This is a genomic window from Methylomonas sp. MED-D (assembly GCF_050276835.1).
In the GTDB taxonomy this organism is placed as follows: Bacteria; Pseudomonadota; Gammaproteobacteria; order Methylococcales; family Methylomonadaceae; genus Methylomonas; species Methylomonas koyamae_A.
Window position 1 is genome coordinate 2,403,082 of record NZ_CP189965.1, and the last position, 20,705, is coordinate 2,423,786.

Here is a 20,705-nt window from a genome sequence, read left to right on the forward strand (position 1 = left end):
TATCAATCTGCAGTGTTCAGGGTCTGCAACTCGTTCCTGACCCACAGCAAGTTCTTTTGAAACACTGCATACTGCGGCGCGTCGCGTACTAGCGTTTGCCACAGGGCTTCGGCTTGACGGAAATAGTCGATTGCAGTAGCCGGATCGTTTAGTCGATCTCGACTGAATTGGGCTAAATTGGCGTAGCCATTCGCCAAGCCGCTTTTAAAACTAACATCGCTGGGATAAGTGGAACAGAGTTTTTCGCTTAAATCGCGTCGTTTTTCAAAGTACCTCACAGCCTGTTGCAGATTACCTAACGCATCGAAAGTCTGGCCTAGCTTTTCAAATGCGATCGCCAAGCCATTTTTGAAGCCGACGTTACTGGGATATGAAGCATTCAGTTGTTCAAGTAATTTCTCCTCTTCTTGGAAATACCGCAAAGCCTCAGGCAGATCGCCCAGTGCGGCCTGAGTCTTACCCAGTTTTTCATAGGCAATTGCCAAGCCGCTTTTAAAGCCGACATTGTTCGGATAGTTATCGTTCAGTTGTTCAGCTAAATCGCGTCGCTTTTCGTAGTGGCCCAAAGCCTGATGCAGATCGCCCAAGGCGGAGAGGGTTTGGCCGAGTTTTTCATAGGCAATTGCCAAACCGTTTTTCAAGTCGATATTGCTGGGGTGCTTACCAAACAGTGCCTGAATTAATCCATGAAACATTTGATAAAATTCCAACGCCTTATCTAGATTTCCTAATGCCGTGTAAGTATCCCCCAATTTACAATAGCAACTTGCCAAACCACTTCTGAACTCGACATTGCTGGTATAAACCGCATCGAGTTTTACGCATAATTCGGCAGCCCTTTGGTAGTAAGCCAGTGCCTGCTGCAAATCGCCTATTGAAGTGGAAACGTCACCCAAGCGTTGATAGGTGACGGCTTCGTTAAATTGATCTCCCTGTTGCAGGCTAAACATTAGAGCCTGTTCGAACGCAGCTTTGGCGTGAGGGAAGTCACCACGGATCACGGATAAGTCACCGCGGTATCCAAATACTTGAGCCAAATCCTGATTTGTTGCGATAACCTGCCATTCAGCCAGCGCCTGTTCGGCGATCGCATAGGCGCCGCTATCGATGGCCAGACTAACCAATTGCGGGTATAGGCTGCGTCGGTAGTCGTATTCCCGTTCCGGCGCGTTCGCCAACAGGCTTTGCAGGCGTTTGAGTTCGGCGTCCGGCGCATCCGTGTCTACTCGAATGTCGTCGGTAAAACCGGTTGGCTCCCCGCCGATCATGGCTTCGGTCGGCGGCTGGATTGGTTGGTGTAAATCCAGCATATACGACCGAAACGACCACAAGTCCGGCATTTTTTCCATGAGGCTTTTGGCGTACAGTTCGTGATCCGCGCCTTGGATGCATACGATTAATGCAATCAGGTATTGCGCCAGTTTGTCGCGGCGCAGGTTCAAGCCGGCGCACAAATCGCGGCGGCGCTGGTTGTTTTGCTCGATGTCCGGGCGCTGTTCCGGATTGGCTTGCTGCTTTAACGCGTCTTCAAACTGTTCCAGCAGCAGAAAGCCGGAACCCAGTTGAAAATAGCTTTGCGAAACTTGGCTGTAATCGGTTTGCGCGGTATTAAGGGATAAAAAAGGCCGTTCCGGAAAGCGGCTTTGCAGGTCTTGTTTCAGTTGCTGTAACAAACTGAAATGATTGTAACGGACGATAATGAAACGAAAGGCTTCGGTGCGCAGCAATTTGAATAATGGCCGAGTTTCCTCGTCGTAATTATCCGACATAGTGTTTATACAAGGCCGACTCTTCAATCACCGGGTTTACCCGTTTATAAGTGCCGTCGTTATATTCCAGAATAATCAGTTTTTCCAATAAGTCCTGCCAGGATTCGTCGTAAGCCACCGGAATTTGCGCTTTATTGGCCGCATCGAGTTCCTTGAGTTTGTCCAAGTCGTCCTTGGACAAATATTGCGAGGTTTGCGCGGCCAGTTTTTTGATGCCTTTGTCCAAATCGGCACGGGTAATCCGGTTGCTGTCCTCGTCGGCAAACATATTGGTATATTCCAGCACCCGCAATAGTTCGCGCGGTGAGCCGCCGCCATATAATATGGCCTGGCGCACGGTATCCGGACTATCGAATAACGACCGGTCTATTCGTTTATAAACAAAGGTTTCGAAGCGATGAATGGCTTCTTCAACCAGATCGCCGTTTTTTTCGCGAATTTTGACGAATGGAAACGAGGTGACGGTGCTGAAGGCTTCCAGCAGGCGTTGCCGAGACATCAACTCGATCGGCAAGGTAAATATCGTGTGGACCCGAATGGCGCGGATGCGGTTGGTTTCTTCCAGAACGATTTTACGGCGAATATCGCTGGTCGCGGTTTTTTCCAGGCCGTCGATAATAAACATCACCTCTTGCGCTTTATTGTGCTGGCGTAGCGTCAGATTGACGGTTTCGATAAATTCGTTAAATTTAAATGCAAAGTCGGTGAAATTGTTTTTCAGGGACAAGCGGATTTTTTCGGCGTTTTCCTTGCTGCCGGATAAATTGGCTTTGAGTTTGGAGGTAATTCCCAACAGACCGAGAATATTCGGCGTTTTTGCTTCGACCGCAATTTCGAAACCGGTTTCGGCTTTTATGGCGCGGTTGACTTCCTCGACCCGCTGGGCGAACCAGCCATATAAAATCTCGACGATATCTTCATCGAATATTATTTTGTGCTTTTCAAGCTCCTCGATCAAACGCTCTATCTGATAAATCAAAACGTCCATATATTCCAGATCGTTCATATCCAGACCGACATCCAGATTGCAAGTCACGCAAAAAAAGCCTTGCGGGTGATGCAGGTTTTTGGCGATACGCGCCAACTCCGAGGTCTTTCCGGAACCGCGCATACCGGCCAGAAATAAAATCACTTTATTGCCCTGATTGGCTTCGCGATTGAAGACGTAATTTTTAGGATGGACGTTTAATTGCTTATACAGCAGGCGATCTTCAAAGTCGCCGCGAACATCGGAGAAATCGGTATAAAACTCGTGGTCCGGCTCCAGCGGTACGTCGAATCGCAAGGCGTTATCGACTTCGACTAAACGATGGGCTTTTTTAAAATCCGAGGCATTGTTCATATTGGGATTAAGCGTGGGACGGATTAAACAATCATTGACGGCGCGATTTGCTGGACGCGAATCATCGAAAACCCGCCAACCCGGTCATTTTAGCGCGTTACCAGAAAATTCGGTTGATGCAGGGTGCTTGAATGCTGGGAGTGTTTGCGAAAACCCTCGTCCACCGGTGCCGCCAAACAAGGATCACGCTGTTTACACTCATAGCCGAATCTTGAATCAACCCAGCTTGCCGGCATGATGAGGGTGTCGTAAAAGTCGAAACAGAACCCTCTCCTCGCGGGAGAGGGCAGGGTGAGGGGGATAAAATCAATGCCTTACCTTGTATTTCCCCTCACCCCAACCCCTCTCCCGCAAGGAGAGGGGCTTTCCCTACCCCTATCGATGCTTAACCGGCGGGGGCCTCCCGTGGCTGGGCGATGTAGCGTAATCCAAAAACCGCGCCACGGTCGGACCGGAGGTATCACGGCCCGCCGACTGGCTGGCGTTCCGACGCCAGCCAATAAAGGTAGGTCAGCTCCGCGAGCAAGGTTGTGTCAGCGGAGTCTGCTTGATCGGGTTGGTCGTGGAAGGCATCGGCCAATCGGTATTCGGCGCCGGGCCGACGGTTCGATGCGTTCGGTAAGTAAGGTGGTTTGGAGCGGGTTTCAGTTTCGCGGAACATGGGCGACCTCTGTAGTGGGTGAGCGTGCCGACATTATGCGGCGCTATCCGGTAAAGGAACGCCAAGCAAGGTAAATCCAGGTAAAGCGCTGCAAGCGTCTTGGCTATTGAATAAGCGCAGGCTCGGCCAAACTCGTTCGAAACTCGCGGTCCAGCCGACGGAGGCCCGTAGCCGGGTGCTGATCGGCTACCACTTTACTTTGAAAGTCACCGGACGCCGCAACCCGGTCCGATGTCGGAACGCTGTCAATCGCGGCTAACGCTGCTCCTACACCACTGACTTTCATTTACCGGGGCGATGCAGCGCTTTCATGATAGTTAGTTTTCAAATTCTGGGGGCGCCTGTAAGGTGGCCGGCGCGTAGCTGATAACTGTGCTAGCTTTAAACGTGGTCGGCATTTTCCGGCTAATCACCTGGAGGCTGCTATGTTGCTACATTGGCGACAATTGACAAACTATTATGGCGAAGAACTCAACGCGCATCTGGGGCACTTTCATACGCCCGGACAGACGACGTATGGTTTGTTGTGCTGCCGTTTCGCCCAGGAACACACCCGTTTAATGGCCAGTCAGGGCGAGCATTCCGAGGAACGTTTGCTTCAGAGTTTACTTTGGCGCCAGATCGAGCGGACCGTGCAGGCTTGGTATAGCTTCAACACCGACGAGCGCGCCAAAGCCGTCGTAACCCTGGTATTGAACCGATCTCCCTGCCATTCACGCTGTGTCCCAGCGCTTTTCGACGCGCTCAACCATTTGCAATACAATTTCTCCAAACGTTTTTTCGACCATTGGCGCTTTATATTGGCGTGCCGCGGCGCCTACCAAGGCAAGGTTACCGACGCCGGATTTTACGAGCATTCGACGACTACCCGAGATTTACAGCGGCTGGAGGATGCCGGATGGCAGGTCTGCGTTTTGCAAACCACGACGCCGGTCGGAAACACCTTTGATCTTGGGGAAGGCTTGCCGCCTGGCGGGCAAGCCTTGTTGCAGGGTTTGATGAACGTCAAGAACGTCAGCCGGCCCAGCCTAATCCGTCTTGATGGCTGATGCCGCTAGGACTCGCGCCTTGCGGTGAGTTAGTTGCGTTATGTGCCGAGATTGATTGCATAAACCCACGGGATTAGTCGAATTCTTTCGGCGATTCCGAAATGATTATTGGAGGTCCGCCGTGAACGATGCCAAGGTGATATTCGAGCGTTTTCCCAGCGAATGGCCGGTGCCGCCGTTGGTGTTGGCAGTAGCGGCCGTGCTGCTGATCGGGGCAATGATGTCGTTCTATACGATACCGGCCGAATCCGAAGGCATCGTGCTGCGCTTTGGGCAGTATATCGATAAAGTCCCGTCCGGTTTGCACGCCAAACTGCCGTTCGGCGTCGATCAAGTGATTCCGGTACCGACCCAGCGCCAACAAAAACTGGAGTTCGGTTTCGCGACGCCGGGCTATTCCAACCCCGATCAGGCTGGCGATCAGCCGGCGCTGGAAAAATCGATGGTGACCGGCGATCTGAATTCGGCGTTGGTCGAGTGGATTGTCCAATATCGGATTACCGATCCGGTGAAATATCTGTTCGACGTCCGCGATCCCGGCCAAACCTTGCGCGATTTGTCCGAAGCGGTGATGCGCGAGGTGGTGGGCGACCGTACCGTCGATGAAATCATTACGATAGGCCGACAGGAAATCGAGGAAACGGTGCTGAACCGCACTCGGGAATTGGCCGACCGCTATCAACTCGGCGTGTCGATCAATCAGGTGCAACTGAAAAACGTCAACCCGCCGGTGCCGGTGCAACCGTCCTTCAACGAGGTCAATCGCGCTCAACAGGACCGGGAAAACGCGATCAATCTGGCCAACGGCGAGTACAACAAGGCCGTGCCGAGGGCGCGCGGCGAGGCGGACCAAGCGATTCGCGCCGCCGAAGGTTACCGCTTCAAACGGATCAACGAGGCGGAAGGCGACGTTGCCGCGTTTAACCAGGTGTTGGAACAGTATCTGAAGGCGCCGGAGGTGACGCGCATTCGGATCTACCTGGAAACCTTGGGCGACATACTGCCGCAGGCGCGCCAGCAGATTATCGTCGACGACAGCGTCCAACAAATTCTGCCGATGCTGCCGTTCGCCGAGACCAAGGCGGCGCCGGCCGCCGCCGCGAGCGAGGTGGCGCCATGATGCCGCGCGTGCTGGCGATATTGTTGGCGGTGCTGGGTTTTGTGTCGACCTTTCGGGTCGATCAGACCGAGCAAGTCATCCTGACCCAATTCGGCAGCCCGGTCGGCGAGCCCATCGTCAAGCCCGGCCTGCATTTCAAATTGCCGTTCGTGCAACAAGTCAACAGTTTCGACAAACGCTATCTGGGCTGGGACGGGCCGATGGTGGAAATGTCCACCAAGGACAAGACCTATGTGCAGGTGCATACCTTCGCACGTTGGCGTATCGCCGATCCGTTGCGCTACTACTTGCGTTTGCGCGACGAACGTAGCGCCCAGTCGCGGCTGGAGGACATTCTTGGCGGCGAGACCCGCACCGCGATCGCTCGTCACGAGTTGATCGAAGTGGTGCGTTCGGACAAGGACCGCAAGCCCTTGCAGGACGAGTCCTTCACCGGGCCGTTGACCGGCGAGGGCACGTTGGGCGTGCTGCGTCCGATTCGGGTCGGCCGGGCGGCGATCGAGAAGGATGTGTTCGAGGCTGCCGCGCCGAAATTGGCCGAATTCGGCATCGAGTTGCTGGACGTGCGCTTCAAGCGCATTAACTACAACCAGCAAGTGCTGGAACGGATTCATCAACGCATGATCAGCGAGCGTTTACAAATTGCTCAGCGTTTCCGCTCGGAAGGCGAGGGCGAGGCGGCCCGGATCAAGGGTAACAAGGAACGCGACATCAACGAAATTCAGTCCGCCGCCTATAAGCTGGTGCAACAAATTCAAGGCGAGGCGGACGCCAAGGCCACCGAAATCTATGCGAAAGCTTACGGCCAACGCCCGGAAGCGGCCGAGTTTTACAAGTTCTCGAAAACGATGGAAACCTACCGCAAGGTCATCGACGGCGATGCGAGCCTAGTGCTATCGACCGGCGGCGATTTGTACGGGCTACTGAAACGGCCGGATAAGGGGCGTTAGATTACTCGGGCAGTCCATTGTCGATATGCCCTAAATACCATCCGCCGGGTTTGCCGCTCAACCCGGCCTTTAAAATACCGTTCGCCTGTCGAAGAGCGCGCCAGCCTGAGCTTGGCCGAACGAAATACCCGTGGTCGATTGGGCTGGGCTGATAGACAAAATCCCTCGGCTGAACCCTGCGTGCGGGCGGCGGATTTAGCGGCCGCAGCAACGCTTGAATTTTTTGCCGCTGCCGCAAGCGCAGGGCGCGTTGCGGCCGGTGTCGGTCGTGATGCCGACTCGGCCGGCGGCCTTGATTTTGCCGTCCAGGTAATACCAGCGGCCGCCGGTTTTAACGAAGCGGCTGATTTCGTGCATGAAATGGTCGTTATCGTCCTGGCGGTAAAACGCCTTGAATTCGACGATGCCCTTGGCGTCGAGTTCGCCGCCTTTCTTGGTGTCCACTATCGTCAGACTTTGCCAATTAGCGCTTTCCTTGGAGAAGTCGATGTCGGGCGGCCGGGTTTCGATCGCCCAGGTGTCTAGCAAATAGGCGGCGTTTTGGCCGGCGTAGGCGGTAAAGCGGGAGCGCATCAGCGCGGCGGCGGTTTTGGGTATTTGCCGGCCGTCGTGGAAGGGCTGGCAACAGTCGGCATAGCTCAAGCCGGAGTCGCACAAACAAGTAGAATTCTCAGTGTTCAATGTGATCATGGCCTGATTTTACCCGAGTTTACCGGCGCCGGCCGATGCTCGATGGATCAACCGTTGGCGCGCAGGGCGTTGCGCAATGCGTAATAGGCGCCGCCGGGGTATTTGAGGATCAGTTTGAGGTTGTAGAGCAATTCCTTGGGTACGATCAGCGAGCGCAACGCGAATATCAACAGGCGTTTGCGCAAATAGTCCCGGTAGATGGCTTGCAGCGTCGCCGGATCGAATTCGGCGGTTTTGACTTGGTTGTATTCGGTCGCGATCGAGCCTTCGTGCCAACCTTCGTTGGCGATTTGGTCGTAGACGTCGGTGCCTGGAATCGGAATCAACGGTTGCAGCATCGGCACGACGCCGTAACGGCGGTAACGGTCCAACGCGTAATCGACCGTGGCGCGGATGTCGGCCAGGGTTTCGCCCGGAAAACCGATGATGTAAAAGGCGTGCAAGCGTAAACCCACTTGCCGGCAATAGCGCATCATGTCGTCGACCCGCGCTAGATCGAGGCGTTTGCGGACGATGTCGTCCAGCACCCGCTGCACGCCGGATTCGATGGCGACCGTCAGAAATTGGCAACCGGAGGCCTTGGCCCGGCGGGCTCTGTCCAGGGTCCAGGCGTCGCCGCGCACGCCGTTGGGCGTGTCCCATTTGATGCGCGGCTGGAAGGTGGACATGAAGTCGATGATTTCGTCGTAGCGGCCGGTGTCGTGGACCAGGTTGTCGTCCTCGAAATGAATGAAGTCAACGCCGTATTCGTCCACCAAGTGCCGGATATGACGGCGGGTGTATTCCGGAGAATGGGCGCGAAACTTATAGCCCATCGTGGTTTGTATCGAACAAAACACGCATTTGTGCGGACAGCCGCGGCTGGTAAGCATGCTGATCGGCCGTTTGCCCCATTCGCGAAATCTGGGCGACAGGCCCTTGCGGGCCAGCGCGAAATAACGCGGCATATCGACTAAGTCGTAGGCCGGCAGCGGCAGGGAGTCCAGCGGATCGGTGAAGCCGACCGGCGCGCGCGGGTTGGATCGGAGCAGATCCAGATCGGCCGGGGTCGCGACCACGCCTTGAATCTTCGGCGCGGAGTCGCCGCGCTGCAGAGCGAGTAGTAGTTGGGTAAAACGCTCCTCACCTTCGCCGATCACCGCGTAATCGATGTCGGGACGAGCAATGGCTTCGAGCGGAAACACCGACACATGCGGGCCGCCGATCACAACGGTGGCATTGGGCGCGGCGCGCTTGGCCAACTCGGCGAAGCGGTAGGCGCGGTCGATTTGACTGCTGAACAAGTTTGAGATGCCGATCACATCCGGTGCCGCCGCGCGGATGCGGGCTTCGATGCGCTCGTCGCTGTCGCCGAACAGCCAATAATCGGCTTCGCGCCGAAACGTCGCGCCCAGTCTGGCGTCGTAGATTTCGATCGTGCCTTGCCAGTCGCTTTCCCGCAAATACGCGGCGATCGACAACACCCCTAGCGGCGGGCTGACCGCCGGTCTAGCTTTCATGCCGTCCAAGCGGATCAATTGGTTGGGTAAGCCCAGCAATACTTTCATGGTCGAGGTTTCGCTAAGTTTTCAATGGTGGACGCCGATGCGCTTACCATCGCATCTGCCGGGCCACCGCCGACTCGGGCAGTTCCAATGAATCGCCGCCCAATAGCTGAACGGCGCGGCGGAAACGCTTGTAGACACCGCGTACACCCTGGCCGCGCGCCAAGCGCGACAAATAGCGACACTGCCGCCACAGCCAAGCCGGCTTGCCGAATTTACGCCGCAACCAACGGGTATGCGCGGTGGTGGTGAAGCGTTCCAGGTATTCGCCGGAAAACTCCGGGTAGCGGATCACGCTCATGTTGCTGCCGTCGTATTCTTCCCATTTTGCCGGCCGGAGTCGGTCTTCCTGGATCAGACGGTTGTGAAAGTCGGTGCCGGGGCAGGGGGTCGCCATGCTGAACTGTACCGAATCGATATCCAGTTGGCAGGCGAATTCGAAGGTTTGTTGCATCGAAGCCAGGGTTTCGCCGCTGAGGCCGAACACCACGGTCATGTGGGTTTTGATGCCCAGCCGGGCGGCCTTGTCGATAAGGCCGGTCAGGGGTTGCACCTTTAGCGGTTTCTTGATGGCGCGTAGAATTTCCGGGTCGGCGCTGTCGAGGCCGAATTTCAAGCCGATGCAGCCGGCGGCGGCCATCTCTTCCAGCATTTCGTCGTTCAGCGCGATCGCGTCGCCCATCGCCGACCAGGCAATGTCGAGATTGCGGCGGCGGATTTCGGCGCACAGCTCGCGCACGTGACGCTTGTTGGACGTGAAATTGTCGTCGTCGAAATAGATTTCCCGGACGCCGAAACGGTCGATCAGCCATTGCATTTCATCGACGATGCGGGCCGCGCTGAAATAGCGCTGGGCTTGATTGCGGTACAAAATTTGTATCCACGCGCAAAAGTCGCAGCGGTAAGGACAGCCCCGGCTGGTGTGCATGTAGGCGGTTGGCGTGTGTTGAAACATGCCGTCGTAATACGCCGAAATCGATGGCGCCGAGTTGCGCGGAAACAGATGGCGGGCCGGCGGCGGCAGTTGGTCGAGCGGATCGATCAGCGGCGTGGGCGGATTGGTGTGCGGGGTTTCTCCGTCCGGACGATGAGCCAAGCCGCTCACTTCGGCCAGCGCTTGACCGTCGCGCAAGGCCCGCGCCAAGTTTAAAAAAGTCTGTTCGTATTCGCCGACCAATACGAAATCGATGTGCGGGTGTAGCTTGAGCAAGTCCTCGGCGAACACGCTGACGTGGGCGCCGGCCAGTACGATCTTGGCGGCGGTGGCGGCTTTCAGTCGCTGACAAAAGTTCAGCACATCGTCGATGACCGCGGTATTGGGTTCCAGCAGGATCAGCGCTGGGTGGCTGGCGGCGGCGTCCGCGACAAACGCGTCTTCGGTCAGATTTAACGGTACGCCGTCGATAACCTCGACCTGGAAGCCGTCGCGTTCCAATAGCGCCGCGCTGTAGGCCAAGAAAAACGGAAAGGTGACGTAGCGCGGCCGTTCGTCGGCGCGCTTGAGCAACGTCAATGGAAAACGCATGCCGGACCCGAGCATGTAACGCTCCAAACCGTTGGCAAGCGGGCGTCGAAACGCCGGATTGGCTATCAATACTTTCATGACTGACACTCGCGGGTGGCTGAAAATCGATGTTTAAGCGCATGCCGCACGAACTCGGCGCCGCCGGGATGCACGCGCGGGCGGTAGTGGGGTTCCAGCACGTAGCGGTGCAGCCATTCGCAGCCGATGGCCGACAGCCAGCCCGGCGCCCGAGCCTTGTCGCCGGCATGGACGCTCAAGGTGCCGCCGCCGATGTGCCAGCAAAGCGCTTTCGGACAGGCTAATCGCGCGGCTAACAAAATCCGCTCCGATTTTGGCGATCCGGCGCCGACCAAGACGGCGTCTACCGTTGAATATGGCTGAAGCAAGGCGGGGTAGTCTTCGGCGTTTCGAAAACCGTCGATCATGCCGACGATACGCCAGGCGCCGCCAGCGTCGTTGATTGCGGCCGCCGCTCGCGGTGTTTGTTCGGGCGTGCCGCCGATCAGGACCGCGGTCATGCGTGTTTTGCTATCCTTCCAGGCCAAGGCACGGTCGAACAGACGGGTTGCAACGACGCGCGGCGGGGCCGCACGGTAAAGCAGCCGCGAGGCCACGACGATGCCGATACCGTCTACGCAGACCCAGTCGCAACGGTCCAGAAAGTCTCTAACCGCCGCTTCGCGCTGATATTGATTGTAGACATGGGGGTTGACGAAACCGAGCAGTTTGCCGGTTCGGCCGGGATCTTGCCGCCAGCGGCGCAAGGTTTGGTCTAGTTCGGCCAGCCCGCCGGTTTTGAAGGCTAGATCGCCAAAGCGATACGTCGCTTCAGGCATCGATCAAGCCCGGCGCGGCGGCGGTGCCGAATTCGCCGCTGATCGCGCGATAGTGGTCGAGTATCCGGGCCAGTCCGCCGGCCAGATCGATCGTCGGCCGCCAACCGGTGTCATCGATTACTTTGCGGATGTCGGGTACTTTGTCGAACGCTTCGATGTAATGTTTGCCGTAGAGGCTGACCGGATCGACATGCACGATGTTGGCCTTCGATCCGCACAAGTGTCGAACGGTGTGCGCCAGTTGTTCGATCGAGACGATGTTGCCGGGTTGGCCGACGTTATAGATTTGGTTGTTCCGTCCCAGTGCTTGCACGTGGACAATGCCGTTGACCAAATCGTCGACATGGCAAAACGATCGAATTTGCCGGCCGTCGCCGAACACCTGGATGTCGCGGCCGGCCAGCGCGGCTTCGAAAAACTTGGGGATCACAAAGCCGATCGTCGAACTTTGCCATTCGCCCATCGCGTTGAAGGGGCGGACGACTTTTAGCTCGAAATCGCCGTCGGCGGCCAGATTCAGCAGTAGATGTTCGGCGGTGAGCTTGGCTAGCGCGTATTCCATCCTGGCGCCCCGCTTGCAAGGGACCACTTGCTCGGCGGACTCCCGATGCTGACCGTCTCTGCCGTACACCTCGGAGGATGAAACGTACAGTAGCCGGGAATGTCCTTGCTTGGCGATCCGGCCGACCTTGGCGGCCAAATCCAGAATTTCGGTGGCGATTTTGCCGCTTTTTTCCAGTATGCCCAGCGAGCCGACCGGGCTGGCTAAGTGGTAGATGTCGTCGAATTCGCCGAGGTCGTCCGGTAGCGTACGGAAATCCTGAACCACGATTTCCAGGCGCCCGATCAAACCGGTGTAATCCAGCTTTGTCGAACTGAGATTGTCGACGACGAGTATCCCGGCGTCGGGTTCCAACGCCAATAGGCGTTTGCAAAGATGATAACCGATGAAGCCGAGGCCGCCCGTCACTAAAATGCGCTTCGCCACTGGATTTCCCTCCCGAGACTGCGTTGATATGCATGGTTTTTAGGACTTAAAGCCACGGTCTCGATGATGATGGCATTGGCGACCGACGGCTAACGTCTAGCAGACAATATCATTATGTGCAATTATCAACAATAGGGGAGTGGAAATAGCCGGGCACCGATGTTTGGTTACTTTTCCCCCAAGCGCCGGAACTAGGGCTTCCCGGAACTTTCAATTCCAGATTTTAACGTCGTCTAACCGCTGCTGGCCAACTTTTGACGCGGCAACGCGCGTGCTTGGCTCGACGCTGGAACACCCCCGAATGAGGCTCTCCGTAACCGCCTTCCGGGTGAGCGTTGGGTTCGGCCGGTGGTTGGGTCAGCCCGGATCGACCATGCGTTTGACCCGAAAAGCTTCGGCGTACGGTTTGCCGATGTTGGCGCCGCGTAAGCGGGCTTGGGCTTGTAAGATTTCCGGCGAACGGTGGCCGCGAATCTGCGAGGCATACAGCGCGTAGGCCGCTAATTTGTGCTCGATTTGTATTTCCCGGAAATAGTTGGGTTCGTGCGGCGCGCCGTGAAACCACAGCACGCTGTCGGGCTGCTCGAATATCAATACTTGGCGCGCAAACCAATTGGTATCGTGCGGCCGGGTCGCGACCAGGCCCGCGTCGTAGACCGCGCGATGATCCTGATTGTAGGAAGGTTCCGGCATCAAGACCGTGGTCGGTTTTAGCCGGTTGATGGCGTCTTCCGCAGGTGCTATCAAATCCTGCATCCGGTAGTGGTTGACCGGGAAATCCAGCACTTCCCAGGCAAACCCTAATGCGTCGGCGGCGCGCCGTAGTTCGGCGATGCGTTCCTCTCTGGATACATAGGGCCTATCCTCGGCGCCGAAATGCAAGACGAAACAATCCGGCCCTAAAAACGAAAAGCAGCCGAGCACTTCGTCGTCGATATGCGGAGACAGGATCAAGACTTTAGGATTGGACGCAGACATCAGCAACGTGAATAAAAGGCTTGGCTGGGTGTATTCAGGCAAGCCAGAATGCCGCCGGCAAAACGTTCGGCCATGTTTTCGATGCCGTAGGACTCGGCGCTGGCCAACGCGGCTTGGCGCATATAGTCTAGCCGGGACTCGGAGTCGAGCAAATCGACGACCGCGCCGGCATATTGCTCAACGTCATGCGGCGTCATCAAACCGTTACGCTCGTGGTCGAGATAAACGATTTCCGGACTGTGATTGGGAATATCGCTTGTAATCATCGGCAAGCCGGCGGCGAAGGCGTCCAAAATCGCCAGCCCGACCAGACCCGGACACAGAAACAACCGGGCCAACCGGAAGCACAAGGCCTTGTCGTGGCCGAACGCCGGGCCGAGGTAGTGTACACGGGCATCGGCCGCCGCCGCTTGAAGTATCGGTGCGCGTTGACTACCGTCGCCGACGATCAACATGTGAAAGTCCGGGCGCGCGGCTTGGATCGAGGCGATGGCCCGACAGAAAAAATCCAAGCGCTTGTCGCGGTGCAGCCCGCCGCAGTATAGGCCGACCGGGGCGTCGCCGGGGATCCCGTGCAACTGCCGAAACGCTTGTAATTGTTCGGCGGTGACCGCCGTCAGATCGGCTCGAAACCGGGTCAGGTCGACGCTGTTGTTTAAGGTCGTGATCCGTGCATTGGGAATGCCGTCGGCCAGCAGATATTCGCGGGCCATGTCGGTATAAGCAAACCACCAAGTGCCGAAGCGCGTCAGCCAACGCCGGATTCGTTCCTTGACCGTACGCTCGTGGATCTGCGAACGGCGGTTGTAGACCCAGAATCCCAATTTCGGTCCGCCAAGTTTCGTGGCGATGCACAACAAAAAATTCAACGGATGGCCGTTGGCGTTCAATACGATGACCAGATCGGCTGTTAACGTTTTGCCGAAGATTGCCTGGTGCAGCACCGTTTCGTTCAGCCAATAATTTCGGATCTTTACACCGACTGGCGCCGCCAATTCCACCAAGTCACGTTTCGCGGCTTGCTCCGAGTTGGGATTGCCGTAAACTACTTCGAGCTTGACGCTTTCCCGCGCCAGGTTTTCCGCCAACAGTTCGAATAACCTGAGCCGGTAGTGCGGCATCGTCGGGACGGCAATTACCACGTGGTAGCGGTGCGAGTCTGGCATGATCGGTATTCCGTGACGGAGAAACATAGGGTTCGTCGAACTGATCGGTCGAACCAATCCGACCGCAATAATAATGTTGTTCAACAGAGTCGTAAAACATGAGCGAAAACCTTCCACCCTTAACCGGCACCGTTCCGGAAGGGGCGATACCCGAGATCGTCGCCGCGCTGGACCGGATTCAGGGTTGGCGCCGGGATATTCACGCCCATCCGGAACTGTGTTTCGAGGAGCACCGTACCGCCGAATTGGTGGCGGCGCAGCTAAGCGAATGGGGCATACCGGTGTATCGCGGCTTGGGCAGGACCGGCGTGGTTGGAGTTATCCAATCGGGCAGCGGCGATAGTGCGATCGGCCTGCGGGCCGACATGGATGCTCTGCCGATGCAGGAGCTCAATGGCTTTGCCCACGCCTCGCAATATCCAGGCAAGATGCACGCCTGCGGCCACGACGGCCATACCGCGATGTTGCTGGCCGCCGCGGAATATCTGGCGCGGCACCGCGATTTCGACGGCACGGTGTATTTGATATTCCAACCGGCCGAAGAAGGCGGCGGCGGTGCCGATGCGATGATCAAGGACGGCTTGTTCGAGCGCTTTCCGATGCGGGCGGTGTTCGGCATGCACAATTGGCCGGGCTTGGCGGTCGGCGAGTTCGCGGTCGGCGCGGGTCCGGTAATGGCGTCGATGAGCCGCTTTAAAATCGTCGTGCACGGCAAGGGCTGCCACGCGGCAATGCCGCATTTGGGGCTGGACCCGGTTCCGGTCGCGGCCCAGTTGATTACCGCCTTCCAGACCATACTGACCCGCAACGCCAACCCGCTCGACAGCGGCGTGATTTCGGTGACGATGTTGAACGCCGGCGAGGCCACTAACATCATTGCCGACCGTTGCGAACTGGCCGGTACGGTCAGGACTTTTTCCGCCGACTTGCTGGACTTGATCGAGGCGCGGATGGCGCAATTGGTCGAGCATACTTGTTTGGCCCACGGAATGACCGGCGACTTAGAATTTCAGCGGCTATATCCGGCCACGGTCAACGAACCGGAGGCGGTCGAGCAAGTCAGGCAAGTCATGATTGATATGGTCGGCGAGCGGCGGGTATTGCCGCAGGTGCCGACGATGGGCGCCGAAGATTTCGCATTCATGTTGCAAGTCTTGCCCGGTTGTTATTGCTTTCTGGGTAACGGCGACGGCGATCATCGCAGCGCCGGTCACGGCGCGGGACCTTGCACGCTGCACAACGCCAGTTACGATTTCAACGACGACATACTTGCGCTGGGCGCCAGTTATTGGGTAAGGCTGGCGCAGGCGCAATTGGGCTGACTCTATCGCTTTTAAATTTGGGAGATTTTATGCAAACCGTGTTGATTACCGGTGCCAATCGCGGCTTGGGATTGGAGTTTTGTAGACAGTATTCGGCAGCCGGTTGGCGGGTGCTCGCGGTTTGCCGATGCCCTGACGATGCCGAGGCACTATTGACGCTGGCAGCCGATTCGGATCGAGTGAAAGTGCTGGCGGCGGACATCGCGGACTTTGGGCAAATCGACGCGTTGGCCGCCGAACTACGTGGCACGCCGATCGATGTATTGTTGAACAATGCCGGCGTCTACGGCGACCGAAGCGGCCATGGATTCGGCAATCTGGATTATTCCACCTGGCTCGATACATTGACGATCAACACGCTGGCGCCGGTCAAATTGGCCGAGGCGCTGTTGCCCAATCTGCAAGCGGGACAGCGCAAACTGATCGTCACGGTCAGCAGTCTGATGGGCAGCATGACGGACAACACCAGCGGCGGCAGTATTTTGTATCGGTCCAGCAAGGCCGGCGTCAACGCGGCGATGAAAAGCCTGTCGATCGACTTGGCGCCGCAAAGTATCGGTGTGTTGATTCTACATCCGGGATGGGTCAGAACCGATATGGGCGGACCAAACGCATTGATCGATGCTCACGAAAGCGTTTCCGGCATGATCAACGTTATCGACGGATACACGCCGGCCCAATCCGGTAGCTTTCTGCGTTTTGGCGATGGCAAGGTCATGCCTTGGTAAGGCCGGATCAACGCCCCACAAAAAAGCCGGCTTTCGCCGGCTTTTTTGTGGGTGCGGGTGGTTTGTCGGCTGGCGTTACATGTCGCACTTGTGAGCGTCGCCGCAGCAATCCGCCATGTTACCGCCGTGGGCCGCGCAATGCTCCGTGCCGCATTGATGAGCGGCGGCGCCCTTGTGATGCGCGCAGTGCCCGGTATCGCAGGTTTTCGCGGCGGCCGAAGCGTGGTGGTCGCAATGCTCGGTGTGGCATTGGTGGGCCGGGGCGTTTGCATCTTGGGTGCAGTGTTCGGCGCAGGCTTTGTCTTTTTCAGCGGGATGATCGGCGCAATGTTTGGCGCAATCGTGATGAGGCGCTACATGGCTTTTGCAATGTTTGATGCAGGCTTTGTTTTTCTTGCCCTTGCTTTTGGCGCAATGAGCGATGCAGTCGTGTTCGTCGGTTGCGGCGTGGTGTTTGTCGCAATGTTTGGGTTCGACGGCGGGCGTCGGTGTTGCGACCGGCGCGGGCGCCGCCGCCTCGGTGGCCGCGGCGGGCGCTGCGACAACGGGTTGAGCGTTGGCTTCGGTGGCCGGTTTGCTGGCTTCGCAACCGGTCAATAACGTGGCCGCGGCCAAATTAACCAGCAATACGACATGGCTTATTTTCATTATTTTTTCCCTTTGGTGTGGTGTTAAAAGTGGCGACATTGTAGGCAGGGGAGGCAGAGTTGGCAAATTAAAGTATGTTATTTAACACAGTTTTATTTATGGCGGCGAAATTCCCGGTTGCGGCTACACGGTGCGGCGCGGGAGAGTAGGGGCAGTTTCGTATTGAGGTTATAGGTCTATGCGACTTTCATCCTTTTGCATGTTGTCCAACGCGGCTAAAGCCGCTCACACGCCGATCAGCGATATTCGCCGGGGCAAAAGTGGTCTCGGGCATTGGCTTGCGAATTGGCGCTATTGTCTGAGGATATGGTCGTTTGACGGGCTTTGGGTGGCCGCGAGTCTGGCGGACCAGGACCGATTTTGCTAGCATTCGATCCGAGTCCGCATTAACCGTCAACTCATCCGGCATCGCCGTCGGACCAAGCAAAGACAACCGACAAAGGATTGGTACTTGGATCAACAAACCGCGCCCAAGGTATTCATCAGTTACAGCCATGATTCGCCCGAGCACCGCGCGGATGTGCTGGCTTTGGCCAAGCGGCTGCGTGATGAAAGCATAGATTGCATAATCGATCGCTACGTCAACGGTGCGCCGGCCGAGGGCTGGATACGTTGGATGGAACGGCAAATCGCATGGGCGGATTTTGTGTTGGTAATTTGTACCGAGACTTATCTGAAACGTTTCAAAGGCGACGACAGATTAGGCGGCATAGGCGTGAATATCGAAGGTTTGCTGATCAGCCAAACGCTGTACGATCAATTTCAAAAAAACACCAAGTTTCTGCCGCTGATACCGGACAACGGCAGCATCGATCACGTGCCGCTGATACTCAAAGGCGGCACGACTTATAGAATCCAGGCGGATTATCAAAAGCTCTATCGGGTATTGACCAATCAACCGGCGAACCTGAAGCCGGCCATTGGCCCGCGCGTTGTATTAGCGCCTCAAAATGGTCTTCCCAACGATCATGCAAGGATGATCGCCCCGGATAACGAAACAACTCGGCGTAGGAGTGGCTTCGGCCGCGATTCGGACAACTCCGATACCGGTAGTGCCGACGACTCTCAACGTCAAAACGGCCAGCCGCCGAGAGCGGATCGAATTCTCGAAGCCGCGCAAGCAAACAATCACGGCGTTCCACACCAGCGGCAAGCGCTCATAGACTTGCTGGCCGAGCAATTGCGGCGCCACGATTTACAATCGTTGGTAGCCGATTACGTGGCTCGTATCAATAAGGGTTTCGACACATCCTTTTCCGACGCCGGCACATTACAGGACTGCAAAGACTTCGCGGCCTATTTGGTCAACCAAGCGGACGACGAAGGGCGTCGGCTGCAAGTGTTGCATCTGCTGGATGCCCTACAAGATAGGACCGGTCGCCAGGATGCGGAAGAGTTATTGGCCTATCTGCTACACACATTGGTGCGCAAAGACGAGGCCAACGCCGACGCGATCAACCGCGTACCGTTCAAATTTACCCAAACCCTGGATTTGTTGGCTGCTAGCCGGCACAACCAAGCGACGATTCCCGATTATGCGCATGGCGAATTCAGCAACGGCTGTCGGAAATCCGATATTTTCGATCACAGCCATTATCAACCGCCGAGCGGCACCTGGAACATAGAACGCGAATGCCGGGAAATCGCCAAGGCTTTGTTGCGTAAACTGGCCGATCCGGCCGCGGAAAGCGAAGATGCCATGGGTTTGTTGCTTGGACGCTTGCGCCGGTATGACACATCCCCCAAGGACCGTCCCCTGAAAGGCATTTGCATCGATCAACAGTACTTGGACAAACACCCTTTCAGTAACGCCGATGTCGCCGAATATTTTCTGAAGCAGTTTGGTCGATACCTGCCGGTTTTTGTTTACGGCGACGGCAGGTCCGGCGACGAAAAAGAGTACCTGCACGTCAGCGAAAACGATATTCGCGGCATGTTGTTCGAACATGCAAAAGCCCATCAAAACAGCCAGGCCCCTGAACCAACCACACCACGGGAAACCAACATGAGCAACCAATCCAACACGTTTAATTTCAATAATTACGTGCAGCATAGTCCAGGAACGAACATCACCCAAAGCGTTGATAACCGCATTGAACAAGCCTTGTCCGGCGAACTGGAGCGGCTAAAAACCGCCGCCGACCAGGACGATAGTATCGGCAAAAAACACTATGCCGAAATCGCCGCCGCCGCCGACACGGTCAAGTCCGAAATCGCTAAACCGCAAGCCGATAAGACAGTGCTGGCCGCCGCCGCAAAAACCTTGGAAGGCTTTAAAAATATCGCCAGCATTACCGGCAGCATCGAAAAAATCAGTCAAATCCTTATTCCCCTGCTCAGTTAACAACTCATGACCGACATCAAGCGCCCCGACCCCGTCACCTATTATCTCCCGGCCGTCGGGACATGGCCCGAAAGCCATTATCTGCTCGACGGCCGTTGCCAGGACGCCATCCGCCTGGCCGAGGCCAGCGGCCGGCCGTTGCTGGTGCGCGGTTTGCCGGGTACCGGCAAAAGCGATCTGGCGCGGGCGGCGGCGCAAATGTTCGAGCGCGCCTTCGTCTACGAAGTCGTTACCGCCCGTAGCGAGCCGCAGGAATTGTTGTGGCGTTTCGATGCGGTCGCGCGCTTGGCCGATGCCCAGGCCCGAGAGCCGCGCGCCAAGGACGTCAGCCATTACATAGCCCCCGGCCCGTTATGGTGGTCTATCGATTGGCGGGGCGCTGAACAATGGCTACGCGAACACGAAGTCCACGCGCAGCGGCCGGATGCGGAATTGACCGATCAATCAGGCCAAGCGTTTCGGCAAGCTCAACGCGCAGAAACCAAGGGCTGCGTGTTGCTGTTGGATGAAATCGACAAAGCCGACAGCGAATTACCGAACAGTCTGCTGGAGGTATTGGCCAACAACGGTTTTCGCTTGCCGTGTGCAGACGGTTACGAGGTCAAAGCCCGTCAGCACAAACCATTGATCATCGTCACCACCAACGAAGACCGGGAATTGCCGGCGGCCTTCGTGCGCCGTTGCCTGGTGTTGCCGTTGGCGGCGGATGCCGATTTCAAGCAATGGCTCATCGCTAGGGCGCGCAGCCATTACCGCGATCCCGACGATGCGTCCCAGGCCGGCGACGGCCGGCCGGCGATGGCACAAACCCTCCTCGAGCAAGCCGCGCAACGATTGATGGACGACAGAGCGCAATTGCGCGGCGAAGCCCATTTGCCGGGATTGGCGGAGTACCTGGATTTGTTGCGCGGTCTGGACAGCCTGGCGCGCAACAATCCCGCGCAACAACAACAGTGGTTGGATCGGGTCTGCGACTTTGCCTACCGCAAGAGCGCCTCGCTAAGCGCTTAGGATGTGGTTATAAATAACTCCCCTGTTTCGGGTT

Annotated in this window: 18 protein-coding genes; 7 read left to right on the forward strand and 11 right to left on the reverse strand. The window is 56.9% G+C overall.

Annotated elements, in window-relative coordinates:
• Positions 1 to 2: 2 nt before the first annotated feature.
• From ACQE3E_RS10650 to ACQE3E_RS10660, 3 genes are all read right to left on the reverse strand, one after another.
• Positions 3 to 1,769: a tetratricopeptide repeat protein gene (locus tag ACQE3E_RS10650; protein ID WP_313728049.1), complete on the reverse strand. Its 1,767-nt coding sequence runs from the start codon at positions 1,767 to 1,769 to the stop codon at positions 3 to 5.
• Entirely contained in the window at positions 1,759 to 3,111 is a 1,353-nt protein-coding gene (locus ACQE3E_RS10655; RefSeq protein WP_313728048.1) for a hypothetical protein, read from the reverse strand. Before ACQE3E_RS10655 ends, ACQE3E_RS10650 begins: the two co-directional genes overlap by 11 nt.
• Before the next feature lie 460 nt (positions 3,112 to 3,571).
• Positions 3,572 to 3,772 (reverse strand): hypothetical protein, encoded by a 201-nt coding sequence (locus ACQE3E_RS10660; protein WP_168030604.1) that lies wholly within the window; start codon positions 3,770 to 3,772, stop codon positions 3,572 to 3,574.
• A gap of 446 nt (positions 3,773 to 4,218) precedes the next feature.
• On the opposite strand from ACQE3E_RS10660, the gene ACQE3E_RS10665 reads away from it, so the two are divergent.
• The 3 genes from ACQE3E_RS10665 (at position 4,219) to hflC (ending at position 6,891) form a co-directional block, all read left to right on the forward strand.
• Positions 4,219 to 4,821: a hypothetical protein gene (locus ACQE3E_RS10665; RefSeq protein WP_168030605.1), complete on the forward strand. Its 603-nt coding sequence runs from the start codon at positions 4,219 to 4,221 to the stop codon at positions 4,819 to 4,821.
• Between the two features lie 121 nt (positions 4,822 to 4,942).
• Positions 4,943 to 5,941 carry an FtsH protease activity modulator HflK gene (gene hflK, locus ACQE3E_RS10670; protein ID WP_313728046.1) on the forward strand — a complete coding sequence of 333 codons (999 nt, stop codon included), beginning with the start codon at positions 4,943 to 4,945 and terminating at the stop codon, positions 5,939 to 5,941.
• Entirely contained in the window at positions 5,938 to 6,891 is a 954-nt protein-coding gene (gene hflC, locus ACQE3E_RS10675) for a protease modulator HflC (protein ID WP_281023144.1), read from the forward strand. Before hflK ends, hflC begins: the two co-directional genes overlap by 4 nt.
• A gap of 195 nt (positions 6,892 to 7,086) precedes the next feature.
• Here the strand turns inward: hflC and ACQE3E_RS10680 are convergent, their stop codons facing one another.
• The 7 genes from ACQE3E_RS10680 to ACQE3E_RS10710 form a co-directional block, all read right to left on the reverse strand.
• The gene (locus tag ACQE3E_RS10680; protein WP_313728045.1) at positions 7,087 to 7,581 is read right to left on the reverse strand and encodes a YchJ family protein; all 495 of its coding nucleotides are present in this window, start codon (positions 7,579 to 7,581) and stop codon (positions 7,087 to 7,089) included.
• A 47-nt stretch (positions 7,582 to 7,628) separates the two neighbouring features.
• A complete protein-coding gene (locus ACQE3E_RS10685; protein ID WP_427501613.1) occupies positions 7,629 to 9,128 on the reverse strand; it encodes a B12-binding domain-containing radical SAM protein in 1,500 nt (499 codons plus the stop codon).
• Between the two features lie 43 nt (positions 9,129 to 9,171).
• A complete protein-coding gene (locus ACQE3E_RS10690) occupies positions 9,172 to 10,728 on the reverse strand; it encodes a B12-binding domain-containing radical SAM protein (RefSeq protein ID WP_071160607.1) in 1,557 nt (518 codons plus the stop codon).
• Positions 10,725 to 11,486, reverse strand: a complete 762-nt coding sequence (locus ACQE3E_RS10695) for a WecB/TagA/CpsF family glycosyltransferase (protein WP_313728043.1) — start codon at positions 11,484 to 11,486, stop codon at positions 10,725 to 10,727. The genes ACQE3E_RS10690 and ACQE3E_RS10695 overlap by 4 nt, the downstream gene beginning before the upstream one ends.
• A complete protein-coding gene (locus ACQE3E_RS10700) occupies positions 11,479 to 12,474 on the reverse strand; it encodes an NAD-dependent epimerase/dehydratase family protein (protein WP_313728042.1) in 996 nt (331 codons plus the stop codon). Before ACQE3E_RS10700 ends, ACQE3E_RS10695 begins: the two co-directional genes overlap by 8 nt.
• 357 nt (positions 12,475 to 12,831) lie before the next feature.
• Complete coding sequence (locus ACQE3E_RS10705; protein ID WP_427501614.1) at positions 12,832 to 13,452, reverse strand: PIG-L deacetylase family protein; 621 nt, start codon at positions 13,450 to 13,452, stop codon at positions 12,832 to 12,834.
• Positions 13,452 to 14,618, reverse strand: coding sequence for a glycosyltransferase family 4 protein (locus tag ACQE3E_RS10710; RefSeq protein ID WP_313728039.1), 1,167 nt, complete (start codon positions 14,616 to 14,618; stop codon positions 13,452 to 13,454). The genes ACQE3E_RS10705 and ACQE3E_RS10710 overlap by 1 nt, the downstream gene beginning before the upstream one ends.
• 98 nt (positions 14,619 to 14,716) lie before the next feature.
• On the opposite strand from ACQE3E_RS10710, the gene ACQE3E_RS10715 reads away from it, so the two are divergent.
• Positions 14,717 to 15,940, forward strand: coding sequence for a M20 aminoacylase family protein (locus tag ACQE3E_RS10715; RefSeq protein WP_313728038.1), 1,224 nt, complete (start codon positions 14,717 to 14,719; stop codon positions 15,938 to 15,940).
• Between the two features lie 29 nt (positions 15,941 to 15,969).
• Positions 15,970 to 16,668 carry an SDR family oxidoreductase gene (locus ACQE3E_RS10720; protein ID WP_313728037.1) on the forward strand — a complete coding sequence of 233 codons (699 nt, stop codon included), beginning with the start codon at positions 15,970 to 15,972 and terminating at the stop codon, positions 16,666 to 16,668.
• A 75-nt stretch (positions 16,669 to 16,743) separates the two neighbouring features.
• On the opposite strand, the gene ACQE3E_RS10725 is transcribed toward ACQE3E_RS10720, so the two are convergent.
• Positions 16,744 to 17,316, reverse strand: a complete 573-nt coding sequence (locus ACQE3E_RS10725; RefSeq protein ID WP_313728036.1) for a hypothetical protein — start codon at positions 17,314 to 17,316, stop codon at positions 16,744 to 16,746.
• A 451-nt stretch (positions 17,317 to 17,767) separates the two neighbouring features.
• On the opposite strand from ACQE3E_RS10725, the gene ACQE3E_RS10730 reads away from it, so the two are divergent.
• Entirely contained in the window at positions 17,768 to 19,660 is a 1,893-nt protein-coding gene (locus tag ACQE3E_RS10730; protein ID WP_313728035.1) for an SEFIR domain-containing protein, read from the forward strand.
• A 6-nt stretch (positions 19,661 to 19,666) separates the two neighbouring features.
• On the forward strand, positions 19,667 to 20,671 hold the full coding sequence (locus ACQE3E_RS10735; protein ID WP_313728033.1) for a MoxR family ATPase: 1,005 nt from the start codon (positions 19,667 to 19,669) through the stop codon (positions 20,669 to 20,671).
• Positions 20,672 to 20,705: the final 34 nt, after the last annotated feature.

Coding starts and splice junctions, on each gene's coding strand:
- ACQE3E_RS10650 (WP_313728049.1), bottom strand. CDS start 1,769: ATGTCGGATAATTACGACGAGGAAACTCGGCCATTATTCAAATTGCTG.
- ACQE3E_RS10655 (WP_313728048.1), bottom strand. CDS start 3,111: ATGAACAATGCCTCGGATTTTAAAAAAGCCCATCGTTTAGTCGAAGTC.
- ACQE3E_RS10660 (WP_168030604.1), bottom strand. CDS start 3,772: ATGTTCCGCGAAACTGAAACCCGCTCCAAACCACCTTACTTACCGAAC.
- hflC (WP_281023144.1), top strand. CDS start 5,938: ATGATGCCGCGCGTGCTGGCGATATTGTTGGCGGTGCTGGGTTTTGTG.
- ACQE3E_RS10680 (WP_313728045.1), bottom strand. CDS start 7,581: ATGATCACATTGAACACTGAGAATTCTACTTGTTTGTGCGACTCCGGC.
- ACQE3E_RS10685 (WP_427501613.1), bottom strand. CDS start 9,128: ATGAAAGTATTGCTGGGCTTACCCAACCAATTGATCCGCTTGGACGGC.
- ACQE3E_RS10690 (WP_071160607.1), bottom strand. CDS start 10,728: ATGAAAGTATTGATAGCCAATCCGGCGTTTCGACGCCCGCTTGCCAAC.
- ACQE3E_RS10695 (WP_313728043.1), bottom strand. CDS start 11,486: ATGCCTGAAGCGACGTATCGCTTTGGCGATCTAGCCTTCAAAACCGGC.
- ACQE3E_RS10705 (WP_427501614.1), bottom strand. CDS start 13,452: ATGTCTGCGTCCAATCCTAAAGTCTTGATCCTGTCTCCGCATATCGAC.
- ACQE3E_RS10710 (WP_313728039.1), bottom strand. CDS start 14,618: ATGCCAGACTCGCACCGCTACCACGTGGTAATTGCCGTCCCGACGATG.
- ACQE3E_RS10715 (WP_313728038.1), top strand. CDS start 14,717: ATGAGCGAAAACCTTCCACCCTTAACCGGCACCGTTCCGGAAGGGGCG.
- ACQE3E_RS10720 (WP_313728037.1), top strand. CDS start 15,970: ATGCAAACCGTGTTGATTACCGGTGCCAATCGCGGCTTGGGATTGGAG.
- ACQE3E_RS10725 (WP_313728036.1), bottom strand. CDS start 17,316: ATGAAAATAAGCCATGTCGTATTGCTGGTTAATTTGGCCGCGGCCACG.
- ACQE3E_RS10735 (WP_313728033.1), top strand. CDS start 19,667: ATGACCGACATCAAGCGCCCCGACCCCGTCACCTATTATCTCCCGGCC.